Raw genomic sequence first — 24146 nt, forward strand, 5'->3', positions numbered from 1 at the left:
GGTCAATCCGTAGGATTACTGGGAGCGGGCGGCGCCGACTCGGCGTCACCGCCGCCGAACATACCCTTGAATCGCTGCCAGAAACAGCCCTCTTCCTGATCCGGCATGTAACCGGACACAAAGGGCAGCTGGCGCGAGCCTTCGCACTGCGGATCGGTGCGCTTGCCGGTCTGCGGATTCACCCAGGCCATTTCCAGACCGTCGCCCAGATTCGTGGACAACGGGCGGGTCGGAAGCTTGCGGAACAGCTCCTGCCATACGCGCATGCTTCCTGTGGCGCCGTACAGGCCCGTGGGCTTGTTGTCATCGCGGCCCATCCAGATGATGGCCAGATGCTCACCCGTGAATCCGGCAAACCAGCTGTCGCGCTGGCTGTCGCTGGTGCCGGTCTTGCCTGCCGCATGCAGCGAACCCAGCGCCGAGTTGCCAATGGCGGCGGCCGTACCGCTGGTCACTACCTGCTGCATCGCCCACGTGGTGAGGCGCGCGGCCGTCTGATATTCGCCATCGCCGCCCTTCACTTCGTAGCGCTTGATGGCCTGGCCCTTGTTGTCCATCACGCCACGCACCGCCACCAGCGGCAGCGCATGCCCGTCTGCCGCGATGTATTCGTAAAGCTGCGCCACCTGGAACGGCGACAGATCCACCGCACCGAGCAACAGCGACGGACTGGGATTCACGTCAGACAAACCGAACGATTCGAGGAAGCCCTTGATGCGCGGCACACCCACGGCCATGCCGAGATTCACCGTCGCAAGATTCCACGAATGCACCAGCGCATCGACCATCGGCACCTGACCGTGCACTTCGCGGTCGTCGTTGCGCGGGGTCCACGGCGTGCCGTCAGGCTGACGCATGTTGATCGGTGAATCGTCCACGATACTGGCCAGCGACCAGCGCGACGGCTGCGACAGCGCCACCAGATACACCAGCGGCTTCACCAGTGAGCCGATGGGACGCCGTGCATCCAGCGCGCGGTTGAAGCCCTGGTCGCCGGGCTCACGGCTACCCACCACGGCCAGCACGCGCCCGGTGGCGATGTCGGTCACCACGGCGGCAGCCTGTGCCGCATCACCGCGCTTGCCGAGATTCTTCGCCGTGGTGACGATGGCCTGCTCGGTATAAAGCTGTGCGGCAGGGTCCAGCGTGGTGAAGATGCTGAGACTGCCATCGCGCAGCGCCGCCTCGTCGAAATCGGCGGTGATCTGTGCGCGAACCAGTTGCATGAACGCCGGGAAGCGGTTGTGCGGAAGCTGCGCGTTGGTGGCGATGCCCAGCGGCGTGGCCTGCGCAGCCTTCATCGCCGCATCGTCCATCAGGCCGGTGTCGCGGAACAATTGCAGCACGAGGTTGCGACGCGACAGTGCACGATCCGGGTAACGGCGCGGGTCGTAATAACTGGGGCCCTTGACCATGCCGATCAGCAGCGCGATCTCCTGAGGACGCAGATCCTCCAGTCGACGACCGAAGTAGAACTCACCACCGGCCGCGAAGCCGTGCACGGCCTGACTGCCCTGCTGGCCGAGGAACACTTCGTTGACATAGGCCTCAAGGATGCGGCCCTTGTCGTAATGGGCCTCCATCAACAGCGACAGGATCGCTTCGTTGACCTTGCGCATCATGTTCTGGTCGCGATCCAGGAACAGGTTGCGCACCAGCTGCTGCGTGAGCGTCGAGCCGCCCTGCACCGTGTGACCGGCGCGCAGATTGGCGACGGTGGCGCGGGCGATGGCCGAGAAATCCAGGCCGATATGATTCTTGAAGTCGCGATCTTCCACGGCCTGAAGACCGGACACAAGCAGCGGCGGCACGTTGTCCAGGCGGACGATGCGGCGCTCTTCCTGCTGCGCGCCGTAAAGCGTGGCGATGCGCGCCGGGTCCAGATGCGTCTGCTTCATCGCCTTGCCGTTTTCGACATCAACCAGCGAGGACACCTGGCCATTGCCCAGCACCACACGAATGCGATGCGGCAACTCGCCACCATCCGGGCCGGCGAAGCCACGCGAGGCGATGGTGAAGCGCGCCCCGTCTTTCGCGTAGCTGCCCGGTACCTGACCGCCGCCGGACGTGGTGTAGCCCGCGAACGTCAACTCCAGCTCCAGCGCCGCCGGCGTCATGGCCGCACCCGGCTCGATAGGCAGCGGACGCGCGTAGACGCGGGTGGGCACGGCGAAGACCAGATCGTTGAAACGATCTTGCAGGCGCGCATTGAGGATCAGGGTGTAGGGCAGGAGGAAGCCGAACACGACGCCCATCACAAGCCAGAACGGGATGCGCAGCCAGGGCCAGCAGGCACGGAAGGTGGAGCCGACACGGTTCAGGAATGCCAACGCTTGGTTGCCTTCGCGAAAAAGAATAGAGGGGATGATAGGGGCACGAGGCCGGCGCACATCTGAACGAAGCGTGGCTAAGTGCTGGCTTTTGCCTTTCCGACCGGCACCATCCGCACGAATGTAACGGGAGCAAAACGCTGCGGATGCACGCCAAGAATCGCTATCGCGTCGGCATTGTCGGCAATCTGGTCGCTATCGAGCCTGCTGATGGCACCCCGCACAGAGGGAATGCAACGCGCCGCAAGGGCCAGCGCCAGCCGCGGAATGGGAACCGGCCACGTGAAGACCGGAAGGCTCCGGCGCAGGCGGCGAAACATGTCGGCGGTGGTCAGCTGCTCGCCTCCGCCAATCTCGAACATCCGGTTCCGCGCCTGCGGACGCTCCAGCGCCGCCAACGCAGCCTGCGCCACGTCCCGAGCGTGCACGGGCTGGCGCAGGCCGCGCGCTGCGGGCAAGGGAAATACGCGTCTTGCCAGGGCATGTTGCGTAATCCGGCTAAGGCTCTTGTCCATGCCCGCGCCGTAAATCAGCGCGGGCCGCAACACCGTCCACGGCATGCCGCGCGCCGCACAGCTTTCAGCCAGCAACGCCTCGCCCTCATTGAGGCGCGCGGCAATCTCGCGATCACTGGCGACGGAGGAGTTCTGCTTCCATTTGGCACTCATGGAACTGGTGGCAATCACGTGGGGCGTGCCCGCGACGGTGGCACCTGCCAGCCAGCGGGCCAGCCCGTCCAGGGGACCGAAGCTGATGATGGCCTCGAAACCGGGCAGCGTACCCACCTCGGCGGGCATCTGATCCAGCTCGCCCACCACCCAGCGAACGCCCGCCTCATCGGCGCGTGGCGTGCGACTCAGCGCCACCACGTCGCGGCCCGTCGCCACGATCAAGGGAAGAAAAAACAGCCCAAGCTGGCTGGAAGCACCGACGACGAGGACAGTCATATCCGGAATCAGTGCGCCCGGCCGACGCGGGAATACGCCATGGGCAAGCGGGCGTCATCGGGCGCGAGGCGGCGCGCACGCTCCAGCGACTGCAACGCGCTGGCCTGATCCCCAGCGTCCGAACGCGCCAGCGCCTGGTCGATCCACGCACTGGCCAGCTTGCGGCGCAGGTCATTCTGTCCGGCATCACCCGGCGCCAGATCGGCCAGCGTGCCGTACAGGTCGTCGGCGCGATTGAGGTTGCCGTTGGCCAGCGCCTGCTGGAACTGACGTGCCACCTGCGCGGGAAGGCCTTGCAGGCCGGCGCGTGCGGCATCGTTGTTGCCGTCGATGGCCAGTGCGCCGCGGTAAAGGTCGTATGCGCTCTCGCCGGGCGGCGTCATGATGTCGCCCCGGCTGGCGGCAGCCTGCGCCTGACGCACCATGCCGGCCACTTTGGCGGCTTGCTCCGGGCTGACCGCCATGGACGCCTGCGGGGCACTGTCGTCTGCCTGCGCGCGACCGGGGCTGGCGTCATGGGAAGCTCCGCCGCCCGGCAAGCGGGACCGGGTGGCAGCAAGTTCGGCCGACTTCGGCGCCAGCCTGGCCGCCTCGTCCAGCAGCTGGCGCGCCTGATTCGCGTCGTCGCTGTCGAGCGCGGCGTTGGCCTGCACAATCAGCGCCTGGGCAATCTGCCCCAGACCAGCCTTGGCGGCCGCATTGTCCGGATCGACAGCGAGCACAGCGCGGAAGCGGGACATGGCGTTATCGTCGCCATCCCCCGTGAAACGACCTGCCCGCAGCGCATCGTTGCCCTGGGTCAGCAGATCGGTGACGGCCTGATCGTCCTGTTTTTTGGTTTCCGCCTGCGTCGCACGCAGCGACGGCAGATCGGAATAGCCGGGCACCAGCACCGCGATGCGATCCACCAGCGCGTCCGACTTTGCCTTGTCGCCATCGGCCAGCGCCTGGCGCGCCTGAGCGGCGAGCGCATCGCCTACCTTGTCGAGGCCGCGCGCGGCGACCGCGTTGGTCTTGTCCGCATCAAGCAAACGCCGGTAAAGCGCACCGGCACCATCATCGCCATCCAGCTTACCGGCGGCGAATGCCGCCTGGGCGCGATCCACCAGCGATTCGGCCTGCGCCTGCGGGTTGCGCGCCTGCGCAAGCTGCTGGGTCAGACGCTCCACATCGCTACCGCCCCCGAGCAGCTCACGGGCGGCATTGAGTGCCGTTTCGGCTTCGTCGTAGCGGCCACCGGTAAGCGCGGCATCGGCGCGCGCCACTTCAGCCTGCCCCACGCGACGCAGGCCGTCACGCGCCTGATCGTTGTCTGGCTGCTGCGCGCGCGCCTTCTCGAACAGTTCGCGGGCGCTGTCGCCATTGCTGCCGTCCAGGCGACCGGCTTCCAGCGCGGTGTTGGCCTGAGCCAGCACGTCGTTCAATTCGGTGCTGGGCACCAGGCCGCGGAGCCTGTCCTGCTGCAACCACAGCGCGGTGCCGCCGCCGATAAGCACAAGAACGAGCACCGGCAAAAGCCAGCCACGCTTGCCACCGGAACGGCGAGGCGGCGGCGTGGGTGCGGGCGCACGACGATGCGGCTCGTCGACCCGGAAATGGGGCAGACCGTCGTCGACCGGCGCAGGCGTGATCTCGGGGGCATCGAGGTTGTCGATGCGCCCCAGGGTGGGCTCCGTGCGGCCACGCTGGCCGTGGTCGTTATTGTCGCGACGTCCGCTCATGCTCATTCCGATTCCGTTTCAGCTAAAAAGCTTAACACCGGCGCCCTGACGTCTATCGGGCGCAATCTCTGGCGTTTATATAGCGGAAGGGATGAGCAAGCCGTTCACGCCGGGGGGCGTACCGGGTAAGGGTGCAGTTTGCCCAGCGAAACGGACAACCCATCGTTGGCCACCACGCGGCAGTGCTCACGGCGTAGCTGCCTCGGCTCCTTCACGCCACAGCTATGGGCGATGACGCCCACTTCGTACATCAGATTGGTCGCGTAATGAAAAACGCGGTCGGCCTTGTCCATCACCACGAGGCCTCGCTGAAGCTTCGGATCGTGCGTGGTAATGCCTGTGGGACAGGTGTTGCGATTGCACTGCAACGACTGGATGCAGCCCAGCGACAGCATGAAACCACGCGCCGAATTGACGAAATCCGCACCCATGGCCAATGCCCACGCCACGTCATAGGCCGTGATGCATTTGCCGGAACACACGACCTTGATGCGCTCACGCAGCCCCTTCGACAGCAGCGTATCGACCAGCGCCGGCAATGCTTCGTGCAACGGCAGGCCCACGCCTTCCATCAGCGTTTGCGGCGCGGCGCCCGTACCGCCTTCGGAGCCATCCACGATGATGAAGTCCGGCGCGCTTTCGATACCGCGTGCCCACACTTCGTCACACAACGTGCGAATCCAGTCCACATCGCCCAGCACCGCCTTGAAACCGGTGGGTTTGCCGGTGACTTCACGGATATGGGCAATCGAATCCATCAACTGACTGACGTTGCCGATGTCCGTGTGCCGGTTGGGGCTCTGCGAATCCTTGCCGACAGGGATGCCGCGAATGGCCGCGATTTCCGGCGTGACCTTGGAGCCGGGAAGCAATCCACCCAGACCGGGCTTGGCGCCCTGCCCCAGCTTGATGCTGACCATTTTCACCTGCGCGTGCGCACAGTTTTCCTTGAGGCGCTGGTCGTCCAGACGGCCATCGGCTGTCCGGCAGCCGTACTTGGCCGTGCCGATCTCAAAGATGATGTCGCAGCCACCTTCCAGGTGATACGGCGCCAGACCACCCTCGCCGGTATCCATCCAGATGCCGGCACGTGCCGCACCGCGTGACAGTGCGCTGACCGCCGGCGCCGACAACGCGCCAAAGCTCATCGCCGAGATGTTGAAGAACGCCGCGTGCGAATACGGCTGACGCGCATACGGCCCGATGGTGACGGGGCGCGGCTCGACGTGCGCTTCGGCCAGTTCGGGGAATGGCGCATTGACGAAGAAGGGAACGCCTTCCGCGCGCAGATCACGGGTGGAACCAAAGGCAACGGTGTTGTCCACGTTCTTTGCCGCGCGATACACCCACGTGCGTTCGGCGCGATTGAACGGCATCTCCTCGCGATCCATCGCGAAGAGGTACTGACGGAAGAACTCACCCAGTTTCAGGAAGCCGTAACGGAAATGCCCGATCACCGGATAGTTGCGCAGCACCGCGTTGGCCGTCTGGTTGCGATCCACAAACCAGACAACACACAGCAACAACACGATCATTGCCAGCAACAGCAAAAGAACGGCCGCCGATATCTCGACAAACATCACCAGCCAGTGCGAAAAACCCGGAGCTTCCATGAATTGATCCTTGCGATCTGCACGAGGCAGGCGTGGGGAGAGGTGTCGCTGCGATTCAGAGCTGTACGCGGATGTGGCTTGCCGCACGCCTGGCTTTCGCCAGCGCCGTATCCACATCGTCGGCGCGGGCCAGGGTTACCGCCATGCGCCGGCGTCCCTTGACTTCCGGCTTGCCGAAGATGCGCAGCATGGTGTCCGATTCGGCCAGTGCTTCGGCTACGCCGTGATAGGTGGGCGCCCTGCCTTCACCTTCCACCAGTACGGCACACGATGCCGACGGCGAAAACAGGTGAATGACGGGGATGGGCAGGCCGAGAATCGCGCGCGCATGCAGTGCGAATTCAGACAGGTCCTGCGAGATCAGCGTGACCAGACCGGTGTCATGCGGACGCGGACTGACTTCGGAAAAAATGACCTCGTCGCCGCGCACAAAGAACTCCACACCGAACACGCCCCAGCCACCCAGCGCGGCCGTGATGGCATCGGCCTGACGCTCGGCTTCTGCGCGTGCCCGATCACTCATGGGCTGCGGCTGCCAGGACTCGCGGTAATCGCCATCTTCCTGACGATGCCCGATGGGCGCGCAGAACGACACGCCATCGCGATGGCGCACGGTCAACAGCGTGATTTCGTAATCGAAATCAATAAAGCCTTCGACGATGACCCGACCGCGACCAGCGCGACCGCCGGCCTGCGCATAGTCCCACGCGGCATCGGCAGCATCCGGTGTGCGAATCACACTCTGCCCCTTGCCCGACGAACTCATCACCGGCTTCACGACGCAGGGTGTGCCAAGCGATGCGACGGCATCCAGGAATTCCTCGCGCGTGTCACAGAAGCGATACGGCGAGGTCGGCAGATTCAGTTCCTCCGCTGCAAGGCGGCGGATGCCTTCGCGATCCATCGTGAGCCATGCCGCCTTCGCCGTGGGGATGACGCGCAGGCCTTCTTTCTCCATGTCGATGAGCGTGGGAGTGTGGATGGCCTCGATTTCGGGCACTACCAGATCCGGCTTCTCCGACTCGATCACGGCACGCAGTTGTGCACCATCCAGCATGTCGATCACGTGGCTGCGATGAGCAACCTGCATCGCGGGAGCGTCGGCGTAACGGTCAACGGCGATCACTTCGATGGCGAAGCGTTGCAGCTCAATGGCCACTTCCTTGCCCAGTTCGCCCGAGCCCAGAAGAAGGACGCGAAGGGCGTTGTCGGAATGTGGCGTGCCAAACGGCTTCATGAGGTAGCTCCGGGAAGAATGGGGCAATTCTAGCCCCTCCCGCCGGGGCATACCGGGGACTTGACTCGATTTGTAAACGTGGTGTCATGCAAGTGTCCCCAACCCACCTGGATGTGGCGCCATGCGATTCAGTACCGCTGCTGTCGCTGTATTGCTGTGCCTGCTTCCCGCCCTGTCGCGCGCTGACCGCACGTGGCTGGCCGTGCTCATGGATGGTCGCAAGGTCGGCCACCTGACCATCGACCGCGACATCACCGACGCGTCGGTCACCACGACGCAGACGCTGGACTTCCGGCTGACCCGCATCAGCACGCCGCTGGAGCTGCACACCGAAATACGCAGCGTGGAAGACGCCACAGGTGCGCCGCTGTCCTTTGCAGCGCAGAGCGGCATGTCCACCCAGATCAACCGGGCCGATGGCCATCGACGGGATGACGGGTCGTTCCAGGTATCCAACACCGTGGCTGGCCAATCGCGGGTCAGCCTCCTGATCTGGCCCACCGAGGCCCTGCTTGCGGAGGGGCAGCGACTGGCACTGGTTCGTCATGGATTCAAACCTGGCACCACCTACCGCATCCGCACGTTCGACCCCATTCGCCAGCAGGTGGCCGACGTCAAGGTCACGGTGGTGGGCGACGAACTGGTGGACATGCCCAGTGGCCAGGAACGGCTGCACCACCTGCGCCAGAGCCTCGCCCAGGAACGGGACCCGGATCGGGTGCTGGACCTCTGGCTGGATGACGCCGGACACATTCGTCGCGGCATCTCACCCTTGCTGGGCTTCCGCCTGGAAATGGTGGCGTGCACCGAAACATGCGCGATGGCGCCCGATCAGGACGTGGACCTGCTGCGCGCAGCCATGACCCAATCCCCACGCCTGCTTCCGCAGAACCTGCGCAGTGAACCCCTGCGCTATTTCATCTACGTGAAAGGTGGTGCGGAAAAACCGTTCATGGATACCGACGAGCAGCATGCCTCCAGCCTTGGCGATGGGCGCTGGCAGCTCGACGTGGGGTTTGCGGGCGGCAACGCGCAGGTCGGCCCGCTCCCCGAGGACACCGCGCCCAATCCGTGGGTGCAATCGGACTCGCCGGAAATCATTGCTGCCGCGAAAAATGCGACGGCGGGCGCAACCAACGACGTTCAGCGCATACGTCGGCTGCGCACTTTCGTGTCCGGATACATCGAAGAGAAAGGTCTGGACGTTGGCTACGCATCGGCGCTGGAAACGCTGCACACGCGTCGTGGCGACTGCACCGAACACGCCGTGCTGCTGGCCGCGCTCGCCCGTTCCGAGGGCATTCCCACCCGCGTCGTCACCGGCATCGTGTATGCCGACCGCTTCGGCGGGCTGTCCCGCGTGTTCGTGCCCCATGCGTGGGTGCAGGTATGGCTGGGCAAATCCTGGGTCAGCTTCGACTCGGCCCTGCGCCGCTACGACTCCACCCACATCGCCTTTGCCACTGGCAGCGGCGACCCGTGGCGCTTCTTCGCGGCCATGAACGTGCTTGGCAAGATCCGGATCGACAAGATCCTTCCCGGGTCCGACCTCACTGACATGCCCGGCCCTACCCCCGCCATGGCCCCCGGCGGCGGGGGCGGCAGGGAGTAACACGGGGAGCACTTGAAGTAGATATCAATCTGATATCTACTTTGCTCACCTTTGGAGGGGATCACACCATGAACGAGCGTTCGGCTTTTTCCTTGCCCGGCATACCCGTGTTGCTGGTATTGCTGGTGTGTGTTGTTTTCGGCGGCTTCCAGATTGCGACCGGCGGCGCTCACAACGCCTCCCCCACCTTCTTCCTGGGCATTGCCCTGTTTCTGATTGCAGGCTTCCTGTCCAAGGGACTGTTTCAGGTGCAGCCCAACCAGGGTCAGGTCATGCAGCTGTTCGGCAAATATGCGGGTACCGCGCGTATCGAAGGCCTGCGCTGGACCAACCCGTTCTACAGCCGCGCGCCCATCAGCCTGCGCGTGCGCAACTTTGAAAGCAGCAAGCTCAAGGTCAACGACGCTGACGGCAACCCCATCGAAATTGCGGCCATTGTGGTGTGGCAGGTGGTGGACACCGCCGAGGCCATCTTCTGCGTCGACAACTACGAGAACTTCGTGCAGATCCAGAGCGAGTCGGCGTTGCGCCAGATGGCACAAAGCTATTCATACGACGCCCATGACGACAGCAAGCCGTCGCTGCGCAGCCATGGCGACATCGTCAATGGTCATCTGCGTGACGAGATTGAAGCACGCCTCATCAAGGCAGGCGTGCAGGTGATCGAGGCACGCATCAGCCACCTGGCTTATGCCCAGGAAATTGCCCAGGCCATGCTTCAGCGTCAACAGGCCAATGCCATCGTTGCCGCCCGTGAGCGCATCGTCGAAGGCGCCGTGGGCATGGTAGCCATGGCACTGGATCAGCTGCGCGCGCAGGGCGTGGTGGAGCTGGACGAAGAGCGCAAGGCGGCCATGGTGTCGAACCTGCTGGTCGTCCTTTGCGGCGACCGGTCGACCCAGCCCGTGGTCAACGCCGGCTCCCTCTACAACTGACGACGTTACGTGGCCAACGACAAAAAAGCCTATCCGCTGCGCATCAACGGCAGCGTTCTGGAAGCGATGCAGCGCTGGTCCGAAGACGAGCTGCGCAGTCTTAACGCGCAGATCGAATACGTGCTCCGCGATGCGCTGCGCAAAGCTGGCCGCCTCAAGGCAGACAAGCCGGACGACCCCACCGACTGACCGCTCGGGCGGTCAGTCGCGTCGACGCAACGCCAGTGCCAGCGCGATCCAGCCGGCAACGAAGGCGACGCCACCCACGGGCGTGATGATGCCCAGGAAACGGGGTGCGCCAAGCGCCAGCGCGTAAAGACTTCCCGAAAACAGCACAATACCCGCCGTGAACAGCACCACGGCAACGTGTCGCGCGCGGGTGGCCGAGGCGCCCACCACGGCGCCAAGCAACGCCAGCGAGTGCCAGAAGTGGTAATCGACGCCGGTTTTCCAGATAGCCAGGTGCGCGTCATCAAGGCTTCCCCGCAACGCATGCGCACCAAACGCGCCCGCGATCACTGCGCTGCCACCCAGAAGGGCGATGAGTGCGGCCAGGCCGCCGCTGACAGGTTGTCGCATGCCACGTTTCCTTTTGCACAGTGATGCCTGACAGATACACGGGTGTCGTATCCTTCGGCGGTTACCTGAAGGAGTGTCGCATGAAGTTGTCACGCATCGGCCTCATGGCCCTGCTCACCCTGGTGCTGGCTCTGGCTGGCTGCCAGCGTGAACCGCAGCCCGCGTGGAGGCTCACCGACGTTGGCGGGCATCTCCCCGACCTGGACTTCCGACTGACCAACGATGAAGGCAAACCGGTCACCGGTGCCGACTATCGCGGCAAGGTAGTGCTGATGTATTTCGGCTACACCCATTGCCCGGACGTGTGCCCGCTCACGCTCACCCAGTTGCACGTGGTGCTTCAGCGGCTGGGCCCGCTGGCCGACGACACGCGCATCCTGTTTGTCACCGTGGACCCGAAGCGGGACACGCCGGAAATCATGCACGCGTACGTCAACGCATTCGACAAGCACGCCGTAGGCCTGGTGGGCTCGGACAGCGATACCGAAGCACTGGCGAAGCGCTATCGCTCGGCCTTTACCCGCGAGCCGGATCGCGGCAATGGCGCGTATGACGTGAGCCACAGTTCTGCCATCTACATTTTCGACCGCGACGGCAAGGCTCGCCTGCTGGCCACGCCGTCGGCCGCCCAGGACGATATCGTCCACGACCTGCATCTGCTCATCGGACTCGGAGCCAAGTCATGAAGACCCGCTTTTTCGCCGTACTTGCCGGCCTCGCTCTTTGCACTGCCGCGCATGCCAACGACGCCCAGTCAGTTCAGGCCACCAAAGGATGGGTTCGCGTCCTGCCCGGCAACTTGCCCGCAGGCGGTTATGTCGAGCTGAAGAACACGAGCGATCACACCGTGAAAATCGTGGGCGCGCAAAGCGCCTTCTACGGCCATACGATGTTTCATCGCAGCAGCACGGAAGGCGGCATGGGCCGCATGGAAATGCTTGACGAAGTAGACCTTCCACCCAATGCCGTCACCACCTTTGCGCCGGGCGGTTATCACGTGATGCTGATGGACGCAAAGAAACCCGTGAAGGTCGGCGACCACGTGGTGGTCAACTTCCAGCTTGCCGATGGAAGCGTGCTGCCGGTGGACTTCACCGCCCGCCCGGCCAACGCCTTCAGCCTGACCGACTGAGCTACCGGATGATGAACGATGCCGGCACCTCGCCGGCGTCGATGTCTTCGCGATACAGCTCCTCCACCTGCGCCTGCACCGGACCTTCGTGCAGCCACGCCTCAAGGTGGTCGATAGCCGTGGAATCGCCGTAAGCCACCACTTCCACGCTGCCATCGGCCAGATTGCGCGCATGGCCGGTGACCTTCAGCCGTAGTGCTTCCTCGCGCGCCGATGCGCGAAAGAACACGCCCTGCACCTGACCTCGCACCAGAAAACGTACGGCGTTCATGGTTACTGACCTCGGGCGATGGCATCGCCCAGTTTCTTTTCGGTGACCGGACCCACGAAGTGCTCCGCGATGTGGCCATCCGGCGCAATCAGATAAGTGGTGGGCAACCCACGCGGCATGCCAAAGTCCTTCGGCGGCTCCGTGGGATCAATCTGCGCGATGGGATACACGACCTTGTGTTTGTCCAGGAAGGCAAGCACGTCTTTCTTTTCCGTGTCCTCGAAGGCCAGACCGATAGCCTTCACGTTCGGATGGCTGGCAACAAACGCCGAAATGTCCGGCATTTCGGCAATGCATGGCACGCACCAGGTAGCCCAGTAATTCACGATGACCCAATGGCCGCGCTGCGCGGCCAGGTCAAAGGTCTTGCCGGTGACCGTGGTCACTTTCAGCGCAGGCTTGACCGGATCGGCCGACATGGCAGGAAACGTGGCGAGTGCGAGCGCACCCAGGGCAAACAAGCGGAGAGTCATGCGGCGGAATCCTTTTGAATCACGGGATCGATACCCGGGGGAAAGAGGTCATCAAGACGCGCACTGAGCGTAGCGTCAAGCGCTTGCGCCAGCGAATCGAGCAGCGTCAGCAGATCGGGGGGAAGCGTGATGCCCAGTGCATTGATCTGTTCGCGCGGATGCAGAGGCAGGCGATATTGCGTGCAACGGTACAGCCGCAGCAATTCGGTACTGTCCAGACTGCGCGACAGCAACCAGCCACCTGCCTCACCGCGCTGAATCATGTCCGCGCGTTGCAGGTCTTCAAAATAGGCGGCAATCGCGTTCGATTGCAGATACGGCTCGCGTAGACGGACAGTTGCCGGGTCCACGCTGTCGCCCGCGCGCTGGGCCTGCACGAAGTGTTGCAACACCACCAGCAAGCCAAGGAATTCGGCGCCTTCGGGCAGCGACTCATGCGGCACCACGTACTCGAACGCGGAAATGGATGCGGCAATCGACGCGCCCAGAATCACGATGATCCAGGACAGATAGATCCACAGCAGAAAGATTGGAATGGCCGCAAGCGCGCCGTAGATTTCCTGATACGTGGGCGCGTTGCGCACGAACAGTGTGAAACCCCAGCGGGCGATTTCAAACAGGATGGCACCCAGCAGCGCGCCAATGGCGGCATGCCCGTACGGCACCCCCCGATTGGGGATCATCGTGTACATCAACCCCAGCGTCACGAAGGTAATGACAAACGGCAGCACGTTGAGCAGACGCGGCAAACCAAACTGGCTGGCCGCCTCGTTCACCATGGGAAACGCCGTGATGTAAGAACTCAGCACGAGGCCACCCACCACGAGAATGGGACCGAGCGTCAACGCTGCCCAATACAGCAACAGGCGGGACGTCCATCCACGCGCTTTGCGCACGCGCCAGATGCGGTTGAGGCGATCCTCGATGCTTATCATCATCGTGATGGCACTGAACAGCATCACCAGAATACTGATGCCCGTAAGCTGGCTGGCCTTGTCGGCAAAGGCCAGCATGTATTCCTGCACCTTCAGGCCCGCAGCGGGCACGAAGTTCTCAAAGGCGTAATTGGCCAGGCTGCCACGCCATTCGGCGAACACGGGGAAGGCCGACAGGATGGCAAACACTGCCACGGTCAGCGGAACCAGCGACACCAGCGTCGTGTACGACAGCGCGCCGGCTGTCTCGAAGCACTTGTCGTCGAGAAAGCGAAGCCAGGTGAAGCGCGTGAAACTCAGCACGCGATCGCGATTGAAGCGCAACGCCATGTCGATCCTTATCTTTAACGTGAGCACCTGCCATTGAGGATGCACGCGACGGCGACGACACCGGCGCAGCATGTCCAGAGCATCCCAACTTCTGCGAGACTAGCGCATTGTTCAGCGCGCACCCAAACGGCCCATGTCCCACGAGATCCTTGTTCTGTATTACAGCCGAACCGGCCACACAGCCCAGCTGGCCCGTCTGATTGCGCGTGGCGTGGGTGAAGTGCCCGGCATGTCGGCCCGTCTGCGCCAGGTGCCTCCGGTGGCGCCGGTGACCGAAGTCGCGCAGCCGCCCGAGCCCGAAGACGGCGCGCCGTATGTCACCCGCCAGGACCTGACCGAGTGCGTGGGCGTTGCCATGGGCAGCCCCACCCGCTTCGGCAACATGGCTGCGCCGCTGAAGCATTTCCTTGACACCACCGGCGCCGAATGGGCATCGGGCGCGCTGGCAGGCAAGCCAGCCTGCGTCTTCACATCCACCAGCACGATGCACGGCGGCCAGGAGGCCACCCTGCTGTCGATGGCGCTGCCGCTGCTACATCACGGCATGCTGCTCGTTGGCCTGCCGTATACGGAACCGGCTCTGACCAGCACATTGACCGGCGGGTCACCCTATGGCGCCAGCCACGTGGCGGGCCCGCGTGGCGACAACGGCATCAGCGATCACGAACGGGAACTGGCGAGGGCTCTGGGCAAACGCCTGGCCGATATCGCACGGCGCCTCGGCACGCCCGCATGACATCCACATTGACGCGCACCCAGCGCGTGGGCCTGCTTGCCTGGGCGGCGCTGCTGCTTGTGCAGGTGGTCTGGTACGCGTGGCTTTATCCGCCCGTGACCGTGTCGCCCGCGCTGGTACTGGCCGTCACGGTCATTCCCCTGCTGCTGCCCCTGCTTGCACTGCCGAACGTCACGCGGGCGCTGTTGTGGGTGGGCACGCTGGCGCTTTTCTACTTCTGCCACGGCGTGTCAGAGACATGGAGTTCACCTCATGATCGCTGGCTGGCCATCACCGAAGTGGTCGTCACGCTGCTCCTTATCGGCACATTGGGAGCGGGCGTCCAGCGGCGTCGTTGAACCGTGCACCGCAGCATGGACGCGGCCGGGCGAGTTGGCGCACCCTTGGCGTCTGCCACGACGATGCGATGGAGAACCCCATGAGTTTTCTGCAGGACGCCCCGAAACTCGCCCACCCGTACCGCAATGACCGCGTGCTCCACGCCTTTCTCGGACGTGCGTTGCCCGGCGACCGCTTCGACGCACTGGAGCCGGACCTGGATGCGCTGAGCGATTACGCCGTGATGGCATGGCGACGTCGCGAACTCACGCCGCGCCGCGAGCCAGAGCTTACCCAGTGGGACGCATGGGGTCGCCGCGTCGACCGCATCGCGCTGACTCCGGCATGGGAAGAAGGTCCGCACATCACAACCACACACCGTGTGCTTTCCAGTGGACATGCCGATTCGCCTTATGCGCGCATCGAGCAGTTCGCCCGCGTGTACCTCTATCACGTGGCCAGCGAGTTCTACACCTGCCCGCTTGCCATGACCGACGGCGCTGCCACGGCGCTGAAGGCGTCAGGCAATCGCGAACTCACCAGCCGCGCACTGCCACACTTTCTCAGCGCGGAGGCAGGCAATTTCTGGCTCTCCGGCCAATGGATGACGGAAACCCCGGGGGGCTCGGACGTTGGCCGTACGGAAACCACCGCGCGCATGGACGAGCACGGCCAGTGGCGCCTCTACGGACGCAAATGGTTCAGCTCGGCCGTTGTGGGCGAAGCCGCGCTCGCGCTGGCTCGCCCGGACGGCGCAGGCGGCGGCACCTCCGCGCTGGCGTTGTTCTATGTGGAAACCAAAGACGCCCAGGGTGCCTGGCAGGGCGTGACGATCGACCGCCTGAAGCACAAGCTCGGCACACGCGAGCTGCCCACCGCCGAAATCCATCTGGACGGCGTACCGGCCACGCCGGTAGGCGCGCTGGATCACGGCGTGCGGCAGATCACCCCGATGCTCAATGTCACCCGTACGTGGAACGCGGTGTGTGCCATTGCCAGCATGGCGCGTGCCATCTCGCTGGCACGCGACTACGCGGGCCGGCGCAGCGTCTTCGGCTCGCGCCTGATCGACCAGCCCCTGCACGCACGCACCCTGGCCGACATGCAGGCCGAATTCGAAGCATCGTTCGCCCTCACCTTTTTCGTGGTCGAATTGCTGGACCGTGTGGAACAAGGCATGGCGGCGGCCCATGAGCCGGCGCTGCTGCGCCTGCTGACGCCGATGGCCAAGCTGTGGACCGGCAAGATGGCCATCCGCATCACCTCCGAGGCCATCGAGTGCTTTGGCGGCGCGGGTTATATCGAAGACACGGGGCTGCCGCAGTTGCTTCGCGACGCGCAGGTTTATGCCATCTGGGAAGGCACGACCAACGTGCTGTCACTGGACACGCTGCGTGCCTTCGGCCCGGCGGGACTGCAACCGATGCGCGAGGCACTGGACCAGTTGCTGGCAGGCCACAGCGGACACGAGCGCGTGGCCATCGACGAAACCTTCATCAACGCCGAGCGCCTGCTCACGTCGCTGCAAAATGACCGCGCCGGGCTGGAGGCATGCGCCCGGGGCATCGCCATCACGCTGTCACGGGTGATGGCCGCCGCCTTGCTCGCTCACGCGGCGCACTGGGCCAGCAGCCACGGCGACCCGCGACCGGCCGCCGCATTCCGCCGATTCCTGGGATTGGGGCTGGATCGCCTGGTGGTCCATGAGCGCTCCGACGATGTCATGCTGGCAGCTGATCTGGCCAGCAGCCCGGAACCTTCCACGGGCACTCACCGCAGCTTCCAGGGAGCCTGACCGGTTTGAGGTAAACTGCCCGCTTGCCTTCCCGCACTCCCAGGCCATCATGCAGCAGCTCACGATCATCACCACTGGCGGCACCATCGACAAGGTCTACTTCGACGACAAGTCGGACTACCAGATCGGCGCCCCGCAGATTGGCGACATCCTGACGCAGCTTGGCGTCGCGTTCCGATTCGACGTGATTCCCATCCTGCGCAAGGACAGCCTCCACGTCACGGCGGAAGACCGTGCGCTGATCCGCAGCACCATCGAAGCGCAGCCGACCTCGCATGTGCTGATTACCCATGGCACCGACACGATGGTGGAAACCGCGCAGGTGCTCATGGGCATCCCGGGCAAGGTCATCGTGCTGACCGGCGCCCTGAACCCCGCACGTTTCCAGGGTTCGGACGCCGTCTTCAACATTGGATGCGCCGTTGGCGCGGTGCAGACGCTGGAAGAAGGCGTCTACATCGCCATGAACGGCCGTGTGTGGGACCCGTCGAAAGTCCGCAAGAATCGCGACGCCAACCGCTTCGAAGCGGTCTGACGTTCAGCGCACACGCAGCGAGCGGTCTTCAGACACCGCATCCACCGTGGCTCCGGCATCGGCAAGTCCGGCGCCGCAGCCACCCGTACAGCGTCCCGGCAGCGGCCGGGCGTTGTCCATCAGCTGTTGCATTACGGCATCTACCGAGATCGCCGGGTCCACCGCGCGCATCAGCGCCACCAACCCTGCCACGTGCGGTGCTGCCATCGACGTACCTGCGTAGTAGCTGAAGCCCGCACGCTCGCGCCCCCGCTCACCGGCATCCACCGACGACACCACGTTGTTTTCTTTCGCCCCATTGTTGGACCCGCCTGGAGCCGACAACGTCACGCCTTTGCCAAAGTTGGAATATCCGGCCACATCGCCTTTGCGTCCCAGCGCCGCCACGGCGACCACGCCGGGGCAATTCGCGGGCGACGCGTAATTCACGTTCACCGACGAATTGCCCGCTGCCACCACAACGACGCTACCGTTGGCACGCGCCTTCGATATGGCCCGCGAAAAGGCACGGCCGCACGATGACAGCGAGCCGAGGCTCAGGTTGATGACGTCGGCGCGATGCGGGTTGAGCGGCACGCCTTTCACTTTTCCGCCCGAGGCCCACACGATGGCGTCGGCGATATCGGAGGTAGCGCCGCCACACGCGCCCAGCACGCGGACAGGCAACACTTTTGCCTCCGGTGCAACGCCCGCAATTCCCTGCCCGTTGCCCTGCCGCCCCACAGCGATGCCGGCCACGTGCGAGCCATGCCAGGACGAAGGAATAAACGATCTGGCCCCACATTGCCCCGCTTCGTTCCAGTCGCCTTCATCGGCAGGGTCAGCATCACGTCCATCGCCGTCGCGTGCATCCGTCGCTTCACTGATGAAGTCGTAGCCGGGCAATCGCTGACTGTCCAGGTCCGGATGCGGCACGATGCCGGTGTCCAGCACTGCCACGACGGTACCTTCTCCCTTCGTACGCTTCCATGCCACTTCGACATCCATGCCAACCTTCGCGTCATGCAGTGACCATTGTTTTTTCCACAACGGATCGGTGACGCGAAGCGCCTGCATGTAGATGTCTTCTTCCACATCCACCACGCCCCGCCCGTGGGCGACGGACTCCATCGTCATGCCCGGCTCAAGTTCGAACACTTCGCCACCCGCCGCCAGTGAGCGCACGTGTGTTACACCTCGCCGCGAGCCGGTGGAAAACGCACGGGAGCTGTCGGCCCTGGCATGGCGCGCCATGGCGTCGTTCTCGAAATGAACAATGACGCGACGGGGCGACGATGGCGCGGCAGCCTGCGCACCCATCGCGACAAACAGCAGACATCCTGCAAACAGACGAGTCGACATGACCATTCCTTTGAGTTGGGGAACGGACATGCTGAAGATATCGGCGGTTGCTGGTGATGAGTGTTTGGCGTCGCTATGCGTAGTAGTTGCGCAGAAGAAACCAGCGGGCGAACTCAACGAGCGGACGGCCCGCGAGCGATATCTGCGACGCGCGGCACCGACGTCAACAGGCGAAAAAAAGCCCGGGCGGCTCCGCCCGGGCTCTCTTCTCACTCAACGCCAAGTATTACCAGGTAGCGAGCAGCGACACACCGCTGAACGCGGAATAGCCGCGAACCTTGATGTAGTACGTGCCGGCCGAGGTGCCCGTGAACGTGCAGGTCTCGGCATTGCCCGACAGGTACGGACGGCAGCCGTAGCTGGACGTGGTCGGCGCGGAGCCGAACTTCACATACAGGTCAGCGTCGCCGGTGCCACCGGACATTTTGATGACCAGGGTCTTGCCGGCCGGAACCACGACGGTGTAGTTAAGTTCCTGGCTGGCGCTGCCGGAAAGGCCAGTGACGGCCGTACCGTTGGTCAGAGCCGTGCTGCCGCCGGTGCCACCCGAGCAGCTGACACCGACGCCAGTGAACGCTGCGGTGACATCTGCCTTGGTGTAGCCAAGGTCCACGGCGGCACTTTCAACGCCGCACGCGCCGGAGTTGAACGTGCTGGAAGCGGTCCAGTACACGGCATTCGCGCGGGCGAAAGCCTTGAACGCCTTGGCCGTATCCCAGCCAGAGGTCTTGGCCAGCAGGCAGAACGCCTTGTTGTACACGCCGCTGGAGTAATGGACGTCCAGGCTGCTGGTGTAGTTCGCAGCATTGTCGATCGAGGCACCATCCTGGGTCGGGTTACACATGTAGCGCAGTGCGCCGGTGCCCTTGAAGATGTCCGAGCCAACCAGGAAGTCGTTGGTGCCACGGTCAAAGTATTTCACCGCCTCGCCAGCCATGTCCGAGAACGCCTCATTCATGCCGCCGGACTGGCCGCTGTAGGTGAGGTTGGAATGCTGCTCGGTGTAACCATGGCTGATTTCATGACCGGTCACGTCGAGGGCCACCAGCGGATAGAACGTGCTGGCACCGTCGCCGAAGGTCATCTGGGTGCCATCCCAGTAGGCGTTTTCGTAGTTCTTGCTGTAGTGCACCTTCATCAGCAGCACCTGGTTCAACGGCGGCGCGCCCATGTAAGACACATACATGTCATGCACCACACCACCGAAGTGATGCGCATCGTTGATCGGCGAGTAAGCGCCGTTGATGGCATCGCTGACGCTGCCCGTCACGCCCGTGGCGCTACCGGCGGTACAGGTGAATGAGTAGAGCGTGCCGGCACCCGTTCCCTGGTTCAGGTTGTAGGTTTTGACATTGGCATTGGACGCCGTGCAGGACGTGCCCGACTGCGTCACGGCAAGATAAGGATGCGAACCGGTGGTGCCGGTGTACGTGTACTGGCCCACCTTCTGGTTACCGCCCGGACCCGTGGCGCTGTAGTCAGCGGTGGTCAGACCTTCCCATTGCTGGATCACTTCGCCGGTGTTGGCGTCGATGATCGCGGTGGGACGCGACGGCTGATCGCCGCCGGACACGTACGAGGTCAGGTAGACCAGACGTGCCGCGCCACCTTCCACCGGATACACGTACAGATCAGCCTTGCTGTTCGAGATGGGGGCAGAGCCCGCCACCAGCGAACGCGACTGGCGCTGAAGGACGGCCAGCGCTGCTGCACCCGTGATCTTCGGCGTTACCGATGCCAGATCAACACCGAGGTCCTGGGCGACGACGCCCGAGGCAACCAGGGCATTTCCCTGCGCATCCTGTTCAACCGCGATGTCGCGACCGAAGACGGGAACGCCCTTGAACGTCTGCTGCATGCGCACCGTCTGCGTGCCACGCACGGTCGGCAGAGCGGCTTTTGCAACGAATGCGTTGTCGGCGCTGAGGCCAAGACGCGTGACCAGCTGATTGGTCGGGGTAACACCCAGCGACTGCGCCTGCAGGTGCTGTTCGGTCGCGGCGGTCGCGATCGTGGTGGCAGTAAGCCCCAATGCAGCCACAAGCAATTTCAAGCGAACATGACTTGCCATTACGTCCTCCTCCAGAGGATGGGCACGGCACGGCCCCTGCGGCCGGTCGGACCACATCCAAACGTATGAACCGCGCATGGCGCGGCAGTATGTTTGCCTTGCGATTCCGTATCCGTCCGGGCGTCGTTCTCTCCTCCTGCATCCGTAGAGGAACAACATGGACATGAAAATGATGAACGCGGAACGACGGTCCCACGTAACCGGAATCGACGCGCCAGCCTCCCAACCGGTCGTCGGGGACAGAAACTAGCGCAACAGCCAGAGGGGAACTACCTAGGGATTACCCTAGGGTTGCCATGCGATGCGTCAGAGCATGCCTGTTTCGAGCTTCGCGGCATCGGACATCATGGAATGATTCCACGGTGGATCGAACACGAGATCCACATCGGCTTCGTTCACTGTGGGAATGAGTTCGAGCTTCGTGCGCACGTCATCCACAAGAATGTCGCCCATGCCGCAACCGGGCGCGGTGAGCGTCATTTTCACGTATGCCTTGCGCGCGCCATCATCGCCGCGCTCAAGACTCACGTCGTACACAAGACCGAGCTCAACCACGTTGATGGGAATTTCCGGATCGAAACACGTGCGCAGTTGCTGCCACACCAGTTTCTCCACGTCGTCGTCGCTTGCCCCTTCGGCCAGTTCGATCGGACGCGGCGGTTCCTTGCCAAGTGCATCGGCATCGTTGCCTGCGATACGGAAAAGATTGCCTTCCACATATACGGTGAAGCTGCCGCCCAATGCTTGGGTGATGTAGCCAATCTGCCCTGCGGGCAGCGTGACTGTTTCACCCTGGGGCACCATGACCGCCTGGCAGTCGCGCTCCAGTGTGAAGGGCTCGCTGCTGAGACTGAAACCGCTCATGCCTGTCCTGAGATGGGGCCGCTTACGGCCGCAAAGTCGTTCATTATGCCGCCCATCGGGCGATACCGCTAAGGTTTGGGCGTAATGGCGCTTCTCAAGACGCGGGAAGGCGCCCGCGAGCCAGCCGGGTTATGATCCCCGTTTTTCGCCCACAGGGTTCCCACGACCGTGCCAGCCCTCCTGAAGGCTACCGATGCCGTCTGATCGTCTGCGCGCCCTTGCGGGCCAACTGTTCACCGTCCTGTGCGCCGTCATGTTCGGCCTTGCCGTGGGCGCCATCTGGATGCTGCCGTCCATGTTCTACGGACGCGCACTGCCGTTGCTCGCGCTGCCTGCGGGCTGGGTGCTGGGTGTGGTCGTGCGCCGCTGGCTGCGCGCTTCGGGCCTGTATGGCGCTGTCGTGGCGGCTATCGCCACCCTGGTCGCCTGCGTCTACACGGCGTGCCTCGTGTCCGCCGCGATGATCGCCGCATCCATGGGCATGGGCTTCGGCGACGCGTTATCCGACGCCGGCGCTCACATGCTGCTGGAACTGGCGTGGCTGGGCGTCGGGGCGCAGGAACTGGCCTGGTATGCCGCCGGCGCCCTTCTGTCCGCCTTCGTGGCGTGGCCCCTCAGGCGTCGAGCGCCTTCGTCGCGCTGATCAGCGCCGACACGGCCGCCTGGCCGTCGCCGTAGAGCATCCGTGCGTTGTCCGCGTAGAACAGCGCATTCTCGATGCCGGCAAAGCCCGTACCCTTCCCGCGCTTGATCACCACCACCTGATGAGCGGCGTCCACATCAAGAATGGGCATGCCGTATACCGGTGAAGACGGGTCCGTACGGGCCACGGGATTCACCACGTCGTTCGCGCCGATCACCAGCGCCACGTCCACGGACGGGAATTCAGGATTGATGTCTTCCATGTCGGCGATGAGGTCGTAAGGCACGCCGGCCTCGGCCAGCAACACATTCATGTGCCCCGGCATGCGGCCAGCCACCGGATGGATCGCGAAGCGCACTTTCACGCCCCGAGCGATCAGCAACTGGGCCAGCTCCCACACCTTGTGCTGCGCCTGCGCCACAGCGAGGCCATAGCCCGGCACGATCACCACGCGTTCGGCGTACGCCATCATCACGGCCACATCCGGCGCATCAATGGGCTTTTGCGCACCCGCGATGGCCTGTCCCGGCTGTCCGGACGCCCCGAAGTTGCCAAACAACACGTTGCCCAGCGAGCGATTCATCGCGCGGGCCATCAACTGGGTCAGCAGCGTGCCTGCCGCCCCCACCACGGTGCCGGCGATGATCATGGCCTCGTTGCCCAGCACGAAACCCTCGAAGGCCACGGCCAGCCCCGTCAGCGCGTTGTACAGGGAGATCACCACGGGCATGTCGGCGCCCCCGATGGGCATCGTCATGGCGATGCCCAGCAACAGGGCCAGCGCGAAGAAGATCGTGATGGAGGCGGTATCCAGGTGGCCGGTGGTCAGCCAGATGCCCAGGGCCACCGTCACCACCAGCAGCACCCCGTTGACGGCCCGCTGGCCGGCAAACACGAAACGCCGGTCCAGCCAGCCCTGCAATTTGCCAAAGGCGACCAGGGAACCGCTGAAGCTCACCGCGCCGATCAGCGCTCCCAGCAGGGCCAGTGCCAGATGCGAGGTGGACGGCGCTTCGTAGCCTGCTACCGCATAGGTGCCGCCGCCCAGCAGCTGCACCACATGGGAGCTGTAGCCATAAAGCTGCGCGCCACCGATGGCCGCCGCCGCCCCGCCACCCATGCCGTTGTACAGCGCCACCATCTCGGGCATGGCCGTCATGGCCACCCGGCGTGCCGACCACCATGCGGCCAGCGTGCCCAGCACCAGTGCCAGAATCATCAGTTCCCGGTGTTTCAGGCCCGGCAGGAACAGCGTGGCCACCACCGCCAGCAGCATGCCCACCCCGGCCCAGCCGATCCCGCCCCGCGCGGTGCGGGGCGAGCTCATGCGCTTGAGCCCGAGGATGAAGAGGAACGCAGCAGCGAAATAGCAGACCTGGATGACGGACGTCAGCCAGCCCGTCATGAACGGGGCGTCCGGCTGGCGCGGAACATGTCCAGCATCCGCCCGGTGACGACATAGCCGCCAACGGCGTTACCGGCGCCCAGAAGCACCGCCACAAAGCCGATGGCGATCTCCAGCGTCGATTCGGCCCGTCCCAGCGCTATCATCGCCCCGATTACCACGATGCCGTGGATGAAGTTGGAACCGGACATGAGCGGGGTATGGAGAATCACCGGCACACGCGCGATGACTTCATAACCCGTAAATGCCGCCAGCATGAAGATGTACAACGCCAGGAACCCGTCGAGCATGCCTACTCCCCGTAGCCTGTGTCCGGTTTCCGC

24 protein-coding genes are annotated in these 24146 nt (G+C 64.1%); 10 read left to right on the forward strand and 14 right to left on the reverse strand.

Features of this window, described 5'->3' with window-relative positions:
• Positions 1–2 precede the first annotated feature (2 nt).
• The 5 genes from mrcB to purT form a co-directional block, all read right to left on the reverse strand.
• On the reverse strand, positions 3–2255 hold the full coding sequence (mrcB, locus tag FHW69_RS00400) for a penicillin-binding protein 1B (protein WP_183422212.1): 2253 nt from the start codon (positions 2253–2255) through the stop codon (positions 3–5).
• A gap of 152 nt (positions 2256–2407) precedes the next feature.
• On the reverse strand, positions 2408–3277 hold the full coding sequence (locus tag FHW69_RS00405; protein ID WP_183421026.1) for an NAD-dependent epimerase/dehydratase family protein: 870 nt from the start codon (positions 3275–3277) through the stop codon (positions 2408–2410).
• Between the two features lie 8 nt (positions 3278–3285).
• Positions 3286–4998 (reverse strand): hypothetical protein, encoded by a 1713-nt coding sequence (locus FHW69_RS00410; protein ID WP_183421027.1) that lies wholly within the window; start codon positions 4996–4998, stop codon positions 3286–3288.
• 104 nt (positions 4999–5102) lie between these two features.
• Positions 5103–6611: an FMN-binding glutamate synthase family protein gene (locus tag FHW69_RS00415; RefSeq protein ID WP_183421028.1), complete on the reverse strand. Its 1509-nt coding sequence runs from the start codon at positions 6609–6611 to the stop codon at positions 5103–5105.
• A 55-nt stretch (positions 6612–6666) separates the two neighbouring features.
• Positions 6667–7848 carry a formate-dependent phosphoribosylglycinamide formyltransferase gene (purT, locus tag FHW69_RS00420; RefSeq protein ID WP_183421029.1) on the reverse strand — a complete coding sequence of 394 codons (1182 nt, stop codon included), beginning with the start codon at positions 7846–7848 and terminating at the stop codon, positions 6667–6669.
• Positions 7849–7969: 121 nt separating this feature from the next.
• On the opposite strand from purT, the gene FHW69_RS00425 reads away from it, so the two are divergent.
• The 3 genes from FHW69_RS00425 (at position 7970) to FHW69_RS00435 (ending at position 10584) form a co-directional block, all read left to right on the forward strand.
• On the forward strand, positions 7970–9460 hold the full coding sequence (locus FHW69_RS00425) for a transglutaminase-like domain-containing protein (RefSeq protein ID WP_183421030.1): 1491 nt from the start codon (positions 7970–7972) through the stop codon (positions 9458–9460).
• Positions 9461–9528: 68 nt separating this feature from the next.
• On the forward strand, positions 9529–10395 hold the full coding sequence (locus FHW69_RS00430; RefSeq protein WP_183421031.1) for an SPFH domain-containing protein: 867 nt from the start codon (positions 9529–9531) through the stop codon (positions 10393–10395).
• A 9-nt stretch (positions 10396–10404) separates the two neighbouring features.
• Complete coding sequence (locus FHW69_RS00435; RefSeq protein ID WP_183421032.1) at positions 10405–10584, forward strand: Arc family DNA binding domain-containing protein; 180 nt, start codon at positions 10405–10407, stop codon at positions 10582–10584.
• Positions 10585–10596: 12 nt separating this feature from the next.
• Here the strand turns inward: FHW69_RS00435 and FHW69_RS00440 are convergent, their stop codons facing one another.
• Positions 10597–10974: a DUF423 domain-containing protein gene (locus tag FHW69_RS00440; RefSeq protein WP_183421033.1), complete on the reverse strand. Its 378-nt coding sequence runs from the start codon at positions 10972–10974 to the stop codon at positions 10597–10599.
• 80 nt (positions 10975–11054) lie between these two features.
• Between FHW69_RS00440 and FHW69_RS00445 the strand changes: the two genes are divergently transcribed.
• Complete coding sequence (locus FHW69_RS00445) at positions 11055–11660, forward strand: SCO family protein (protein ID WP_183421034.1); 606 nt, start codon at positions 11055–11057, stop codon at positions 11658–11660.
• The gene (locus FHW69_RS00450; RefSeq protein WP_183421035.1) at positions 11657–12106 is read left to right on the forward strand and encodes a copper chaperone PCu(A)C; all 450 of its coding nucleotides are present in this window, start codon (positions 11657–11659) and stop codon (positions 12104–12106) included. The genes FHW69_RS00445 and FHW69_RS00450 overlap by 4 nt, the downstream gene beginning before the upstream one ends.
• Position 12107: 1 nt before the next feature.
• Here the strand turns inward: FHW69_RS00450 and FHW69_RS00455 are convergent, their stop codons facing one another.
• The 3 genes from FHW69_RS00455 to FHW69_RS00465 are packed head-to-tail and all read right to left on the reverse strand — an operon-like array spanning position 12108 to position 14115.
• Positions 12108–12377: an acylphosphatase gene (locus FHW69_RS00455; protein ID WP_183421036.1), complete on the reverse strand. Its 270-nt coding sequence runs from the start codon at positions 12375–12377 to the stop codon at positions 12108–12110.
• Between the two features lie 2 nt (positions 12378–12379).
• Complete coding sequence (locus tag FHW69_RS00460; RefSeq protein ID WP_183421037.1) at positions 12380–12850, reverse strand: TlpA disulfide reductase family protein; 471 nt, start codon at positions 12848–12850, stop codon at positions 12380–12382.
• A complete protein-coding gene (locus FHW69_RS00465; RefSeq protein ID WP_183421038.1) occupies positions 12847–14115 on the reverse strand; it encodes a YihY family inner membrane protein in 1269 nt (422 codons plus the stop codon). Before FHW69_RS00465 ends, FHW69_RS00460 begins: the two co-directional genes overlap by 4 nt.
• Positions 14116–14248: 133 nt before the next feature.
• Between FHW69_RS00465 and wrbA the strand changes: the two genes are divergently transcribed.
• From wrbA to FHW69_RS00485, 4 genes are all read left to right on the forward strand, one after another.
• Positions 14249–14851 (forward strand): NAD(P)H:quinone oxidoreductase, encoded by a 603-nt coding sequence (gene wrbA / locus FHW69_RS00470; protein WP_183421039.1) that lies wholly within the window; start codon positions 14249–14251, stop codon positions 14849–14851.
• The gene (locus FHW69_RS00475; protein WP_183421040.1) at positions 14848–15189 is read left to right on the forward strand and encodes a DUF2069 domain-containing protein; all 342 of its coding nucleotides are present in this window, start codon (positions 14848–14850) and stop codon (positions 15187–15189) included. Before wrbA ends, FHW69_RS00475 begins: the two co-directional genes overlap by 4 nt.
• Positions 15190–15269: 80 nt before the next feature.
• Entirely contained in the window at positions 15270–16964 is a 1695-nt protein-coding gene (locus FHW69_RS00480; RefSeq protein WP_183421041.1) for an acyl-CoA dehydrogenase family protein, read from the forward strand.
• A gap of 49 nt (positions 16965–17013) precedes the next feature.
• The gene (locus FHW69_RS00485) at positions 17014–17499 is read left to right on the forward strand and encodes an asparaginase domain-containing protein (protein ID WP_183421042.1); all 486 of its coding nucleotides are present in this window, start codon (positions 17014–17016) and stop codon (positions 17497–17499) included.
• Between the two features lie 3 nt (positions 17500–17502).
• Here the strand turns inward: FHW69_RS00485 and FHW69_RS00490 are convergent, their stop codons facing one another.
• The 3 genes from FHW69_RS00490 to sufT all read right to left on the reverse strand — a co-directional run bounded on the left by FHW69_RS00490 (position 17503) and on the right by sufT (position 21775).
• Complete coding sequence (locus tag FHW69_RS00490; protein ID WP_183421043.1) at positions 17503–18840, reverse strand: S8 family peptidase; 1338 nt, start codon at positions 18838–18840, stop codon at positions 17503–17505.
• Between the two features lie 226 nt (positions 18841–19066).
• Positions 19067–20911, reverse strand: a complete 1845-nt coding sequence (locus tag FHW69_RS00495) for a M4 family metallopeptidase (RefSeq protein WP_183421044.1) — start codon at positions 20909–20911, stop codon at positions 19067–19069.
• A 306-nt stretch (positions 20912–21217) separates the two neighbouring features.
• Positions 21218–21775, reverse strand: coding sequence for a putative Fe-S cluster assembly protein SufT (gene sufT / locus FHW69_RS00500; RefSeq protein ID WP_183421045.1), 558 nt, complete (start codon positions 21773–21775; stop codon positions 21218–21220).
• A gap of 193 nt (positions 21776–21968) precedes the next feature.
• On the opposite strand from sufT, the gene FHW69_RS00505 reads away from it, so the two are divergent.
• The gene (locus tag FHW69_RS00505; protein WP_183421046.1) at positions 21969–22418 is read left to right on the forward strand and encodes a hypothetical protein; all 450 of its coding nucleotides are present in this window, start codon (positions 21969–21971) and stop codon (positions 22416–22418) included.
• Here FHW69_RS00505 and FHW69_RS00510 read toward each other — a convergent pair.
• Positions 22390–23823, reverse strand: a complete 1434-nt coding sequence (locus FHW69_RS00510) for an NAD(P)(+) transhydrogenase (Re/Si-specific) subunit beta (protein ID WP_183421047.1) — start codon at positions 23821–23823, stop codon at positions 22390–22392. The genes FHW69_RS00505 and FHW69_RS00510 overlap by 29 nt on opposite strands.
• Positions 23820–24113: an NAD(P) transhydrogenase subunit alpha gene (locus FHW69_RS00515; protein WP_183421048.1), complete on the reverse strand. Its 294-nt coding sequence runs from the start codon at positions 24111–24113 to the stop codon at positions 23820–23822. Before FHW69_RS00515 ends, FHW69_RS00510 begins: the two co-directional genes overlap by 4 nt.
• Between the last annotated feature and the right edge of the window lie 33 nt (positions 24114–24146).

The organism is Luteibacter sp. Sphag1AF, assembly GCF_014192715.1.
Taxonomy (GTDB): Bacteria; Pseudomonadota; Gammaproteobacteria; order Xanthomonadales; family Rhodanobacteraceae; genus Luteibacter.

Excerpts from the sequence above, each read along its gene's own strand:
- mrcB (WP_183422212.1), bottom strand. The coding sequence starts at position 2,255 with ATGGGCGTCGTGTTCGGCTTCCTCCTGCCCTACACCCTGATCCTCAAT.
- FHW69_RS00405 (WP_183421026.1), bottom strand. The coding sequence starts at position 3,277 with ATGACTGTCCTCGTCGTCGGTGCTTCCAGCCAGCTTGGGCTGTTTTTT.
- FHW69_RS00410 (WP_183421027.1), bottom strand. The coding sequence starts at position 4,998 with ATGAGCGGACGTCGCGACAATAACGACCACGGCCAGCGTGGCCGCACG.
- FHW69_RS00415 (WP_183421028.1), bottom strand. The coding sequence starts at position 6,611 with ATGGAAGCTCCGGGTTTTTCGCACTGGCTGGTGATGTTTGTCGAGATA.
- purT (WP_183421029.1), bottom strand. The coding sequence starts at position 7,848 with ATGAAGCCGTTTGGCACGCCACATTCCGACAACGCCCTTCGCGTCCTT.
- FHW69_RS00425 (WP_183421030.1), top strand. The coding sequence starts at position 7,970 with ATGCGATTCAGTACCGCTGCTGTCGCTGTATTGCTGTGCCTGCTTCCC.
- FHW69_RS00430 (WP_183421031.1), top strand. The coding sequence starts at position 9,529 with ATGAACGAGCGTTCGGCTTTTTCCTTGCCCGGCATACCCGTGTTGCTG.
- FHW69_RS00440 (WP_183421033.1), bottom strand. The coding sequence starts at position 10,974 with ATGCGACAACCTGTCAGCGGCGGCCTGGCCGCACTCATCGCCCTTCTG.
- FHW69_RS00445 (WP_183421034.1), top strand. The coding sequence starts at position 11,055 with ATGAAGTTGTCACGCATCGGCCTCATGGCCCTGCTCACCCTGGTGCTG.
- FHW69_RS00450 (WP_183421035.1), top strand. The coding sequence starts at position 11,657 with ATGAAGACCCGCTTTTTCGCCGTACTTGCCGGCCTCGCTCTTTGCACT.
- FHW69_RS00455 (WP_183421036.1), bottom strand. The coding sequence starts at position 12,377 with ATGAACGCCGTACGTTTTCTGGTGCGAGGTCAGGTGCAGGGCGTGTTC.
- FHW69_RS00460 (WP_183421037.1), bottom strand. The coding sequence starts at position 12,850 with ATGACTCTCCGCTTGTTTGCCCTGGGTGCGCTCGCACTCGCCACGTTT.
- FHW69_RS00465 (WP_183421038.1), bottom strand. The coding sequence starts at position 14,115 with ATGGCGTTGCGCTTCAATCGCGATCGCGTGCTGAGTTTCACGCGCTTC.
- wrbA (WP_183421039.1), top strand. The coding sequence starts at position 14,249 with ATGTCCCACGAGATCCTTGTTCTGTATTACAGCCGAACCGGCCACACA.
- FHW69_RS00475 (WP_183421040.1), top strand. The coding sequence starts at position 14,848 with ATGACATCCACATTGACGCGCACCCAGCGCGTGGGCCTGCTTGCCTGG.
- FHW69_RS00480 (WP_183421041.1), top strand. The coding sequence starts at position 15,270 with ATGAGTTTTCTGCAGGACGCCCCGAAACTCGCCCACCCGTACCGCAAT.
- FHW69_RS00485 (WP_183421042.1), top strand. The coding sequence starts at position 17,014 with ATGCAGCAGCTCACGATCATCACCACTGGCGGCACCATCGACAAGGTC.
- FHW69_RS00490 (WP_183421043.1), bottom strand. The coding sequence starts at position 18,840 with ATGTCGACTCGTCTGTTTGCAGGATGTCTGCTGTTTGTCGCGATGGGT.
- FHW69_RS00495 (WP_183421044.1), bottom strand. The coding sequence starts at position 20,911 with ATGGCAAGTCATGTTCGCTTGAAATTGCTTGTGGCTGCATTGGGGCTT.
- sufT (WP_183421045.1), bottom strand. The coding sequence starts at position 21,775 with ATGAGCGGTTTCAGTCTCAGCAGCGAGCCCTTCACACTGGAGCGCGAC.
- FHW69_RS00505 (WP_183421046.1), top strand. The coding sequence starts at position 21,969 with ATGCCGTCTGATCGTCTGCGCGCCCTTGCGGGCCAACTGTTCACCGTC.
- FHW69_RS00510 (WP_183421047.1), bottom strand. The coding sequence starts at position 23,823 with ATGACGGGCTGGCTGACGTCCGTCATCCAGGTCTGCTATTTCGCTGCT.
- FHW69_RS00515 (WP_183421048.1), bottom strand. The coding sequence starts at position 24,113 with ATGCTCGACGGGTTCCTGGCGTTGTACATCTTCATGCTGGCGGCATTT.